Consider the following 3,901-nt stretch of genomic DNA (forward strand, 5'->3'; position numbering starts at 1 on the left):
GCCGACCAGCGCCTCACCGGGCCGGAACGACGTCGGCATGGAACCCATCGAGTAGCCGTACGAGCCGAGCATCCGCAGCTCGTACTGGTCGTCCTTGCCCGTGTTGTCGGCCGGCGGCAGCGCCAGGAAGAACGCACCGTGCTGCGCGGAGACCACCGGCGTCAGCTCGCTCATGATCAGCGAGGCCACGTCCTCCAGGTCCCGGCGGCCCTGCATCAGCGCGGAGATACGGGCGAGGTTGCCCTTGAGCCAGTCCTGCTCCTTGTTGGCGATCGTGGTGTCGCGCAAGTTGGCGATCATCTTGTTGATGTAGTCCTGGAGCTCCTGGATCTCTCCGGAGGCGTCCACGTCGATCTTCAGGTTCAGGTCGCCACGGGTCACCGCCGTCGCCACGCGCGCGATGGCACGCACCTGCCGGGTCAGGTTCCCGGCCATCTCGTTCACCGACTCCGTCAGGTCACGCCAGGTGCCGTCCACGTCCCGCACCCGCGCCTGACCGCCCAGCCGGCCCTCCGTGCCCACCTCGCGGGCCACCCGCGTGACCTCCTCGGCGAACGAGGACAGCTGGTCGACCATCGTGTTGATGGTCGTCTTCAGTTCGAGGATCTCCCCGCGCGCGTCGATGTCGATCTTCTTCGTCAGGTCACCCTTGGCGATGGCCGTCGTCACCATTGCGATGTTGCGCACCTGACCGGTCAGGTTGGACGCCATCTGGTTCACCGACTCGGTGAGGTCCTTCCATGTACCGGCCACACCCGGCACATGCGCCTGACCACCGAGGATGCCGTCCGTGCCCACCTCACGGGCCACCTTGGTGACCTGCTCGGCGAACGAACTCAGCGTCTTCACCATGGTGTTGAACGTGTCGGCGAGCTGCGCCACCTCGCCTCGCGCCTCGATCGTCACCGTGCGCGTCAGGTCACCGTTGGCGACCGCCGCCGCGACCTGCGAGATGTTCCGCACCTGAACGGTCAGGTTCTTGGCCATCAGGTTGACGTTGTCGCTGAGGTCCTTCCAGATGCCGGTGACGCCCGGCACATGCGCCTGACCGCCCAGGATGCCCTCGGTGCCCACTTCGCGCGCGACCCGGGTCACCTGGTCGGCGAACGACGACAGCTGGTCGACCATCGTGTTGACGGTGGTGACGAGTTCGAGGATCTCGCCCTTGGCGTCGACGGTGATCTTCTTCGAGAGGTCGCCCTTGGCGACCGCCGTCGTCACGTGGGCGATGCTGCGCACCTGCACGGTGAGGTTGTTCGCCATGAAGTTGACGGACTGGGTGAGGTCCTTCCAGGTGCCGGAGACGCCCTGCACCTCGGCCTGCCCGCCCAGCTTGCCCTCGGTGCCCACCTCGCGGGCCACCCTGGTGACCTCCTCGGCGAACGAGGACAGCTGGTCCACCATCGTGTTGAGGGTGTTCTTCAGCTCCAGGATCTCCCCGCGCGCGTCCACGGTGATCTTCTGCGACAGGTCACCCCGCGCCACCGCCGTCGCGACCTGGGCGATCTGCCGCACCTGAGCCGTCAGGTTCCCGGCCATGCCGTTCACGGAGTCGGTCAGGTCACGCCACACACCGGCGACGCCGGGCACCTGCGCCTGACCGCCCAGCCGGCCCTCCGTACCCACCTCACGGGCCACCCGGGTCACCTGGTCGGCGAAGGCGGAGAGCTGGTCGACCATCGTGTTGACGGTGTTCTTCAGCTCCAGGATCTCCCCGCGCGCGTCCACGGTGATCTTCTGCGACAGATCACCCCGCGCCACCGCCGTCGTCACCTGGGCGATCTGCCGCACCTGAGCGGTCAGGTTCCCGGTGATGGAGTTGACGGAGTCGGTCAGCTCCTTCCACGTACCCGACACGCCGTCCACGCGCGCCTGGCCGCCGAGCCGGCCCTCGGTGCCGACCTCCCGGGCCATCGTGGTGACCTGGTCGGCGAACGACGACAGCTGGTCCACCATCGTGTTCACGGTGTTCTTCAGCGCGAGCATCTCGCCGGAGACGACCACGGTGACCTTCTGCGAGAGGTCACCGTTGGCGACCGCCGTCGTCACCTGGGCGATGTTCCTCACCTGTCCGGTGAGGTTGCGGAACGCCGTGTTGACGGAGTCCGTCAGGTCCTTCCAGGTCCCCGCCGCGCCCGGAACCTGCGCCTGGCCGCCCAGCTCACCCTCGTCGCCGATCTCCCGCGCCACCCGCGTGACCTCGGAACCGAAGGCGGACAGCTGGTCCACCATGCCGTTGACGGTGTTCTTCAGCTCCAGCATCTCGCCGGCCACGTCGACCGTGACCTTCTGCGACAGGTCACCGCTGGCGACCGCCGTCGTCACCGCGGCGATGTCCCGCACCTGGGTCGTCAGGTTCCGGAACACCGTGTTGACGGAGTCCGTCAGGTCCTTCCAGGTCCCCGCCGCGCCCGGCACGTTCGCCTGCCCGCCGAGCCGCCCCTCGGCGCCGACCTCGTTGGCCACGCGTGTGACCTCGTCCGCGAAGATCCGCAGCGTCTCGGTCATCTGGTTGATCGTCTCGGCGAGCTGCGCCACCTCGCCGCGCGCCTGCACGGTCACCTTGCGGGAGAGATCACCGTTGGCGACCGCCGTCGTCACCTCGGCGATGCCGCGCACCTGCGCCGTGAGGTTGCCGGCCATGGTGTTGACGGAGTCGGTCAGCTCCTTCCACACCCCGGCCACCCCGGGCACCTGCGCCTGCCCGCCCAGCTCGCCCTCGGTGCCCACCTCGCGCGCGACCCTGGTGACCTCGGAGGAGAACGCGGAGAGCTGGTCCACCATCGTGTTGACGGTTTCCTTCAGCTCCAGCATCTCGCCGGCCACATGGACCGTGACCTTCCGGGACAGGTCGCCCTTCGCGACCGCGGTCGTCACCAGCGCGATGTCCCGCACCTGCGCGGTCAGCCGGTCCGCCATCGTGTTGACGGACTCCGTCAGGTCCTTCCACGAACCGGACATACCGCGCACCTGGGCCTGTCCGCCCAGCTTGCCCTCGGTGCCCACCTCACCGGCCACACGCGTGACCTCGTCGGTGAACGTCGACAGCTGATCGACCAGGTTGTTGACGGTCCGCCCGACCTTCAGGAACTCACCGCGCAGCGGATGCCCGCTCCCGTCGGGCGCGTTCGTCCGCAGCTCCATCCGCGGCGCCAGATCACCCTCGGCCACCGCGAACAGCACGCGGCTGACCTCGGACACCGGCCACACCAGATCGTCGACCAGCGCGTTCGAGGCGTCGATCGCGGCAGCCCACGACCCCTCACAGGCCCCCGTCTCCAGCCGCTCCGTGAGCTTGCCCTCACGCCCGACGACACGCCGCACCCGCGACAGCTCACCCGTAAGGTGCAGATTCCGGTCGGCGACCTCGTTGAAGATCGCGGCGATCTCCGCCATCACGCCGTCGCCGGACACCGTCAGCCGCTTGCGGAAATTGCCGTCCCGCATCGCCACCAGGGCCGTTTTCAGCCGGTTCAGGGCAGCCGTGTCCACCTCAGTGGTCCCGTTCCGGTTGCTCGGGGACTGTCCGCCCTTGACGCGCGGCTTCGTGCCCCGCGTCGCTGCGCCAGACTCCACTGTGTCCCTCCCGCAGGGGTCGACCATTACTGCTGTGCTCGGCTACTACTGCTCGACGTATCGATCACTACCGCGTATCTGCGCCCGGTGGCACCAGCCGTCGATCCCACCAGGAGGTACGGACCGCACCAGGGGCTGCTGCCCACCGAACGCGCACCGCACTCGCCCTGGCCGTACCTCCATCAGAAGCCTGCCCAGTGTTTCACCCCGGCCGAACCAGGCCATAACAGTTCGGCAGCTTCGCACATCGTCCGCACACCCTCCGGACGGAAACACTGCAGACCGGCATCCGCATGAACCGCGAAGGTAAGTAACCTTGCATGCG

The 3,901-nt window shown here is 68.0% G+C and carries 1 protein-coding gene; it reads right to left on the reverse strand.

Annotated elements, in window-relative coordinates; genetic code table 11:
• The coding region (locus tag AB0O67_RS36910; RefSeq protein WP_365460362.1) for a HAMP domain-containing protein at positions 1 to 3,576 on the reverse strand (3,576 nt) is incomplete at its 3' end.
• Between the last annotated feature and the right edge of the window lie 325 nt (positions 3,577 to 3,901).

This window comes from Streptomyces sp. NPDC086077 (assembly GCF_040686175.1).
In the GTDB taxonomy this organism is placed as follows: Bacteria; Actinomycetota; Actinomycetes; order Streptomycetales; family Streptomycetaceae; genus Streptomyces.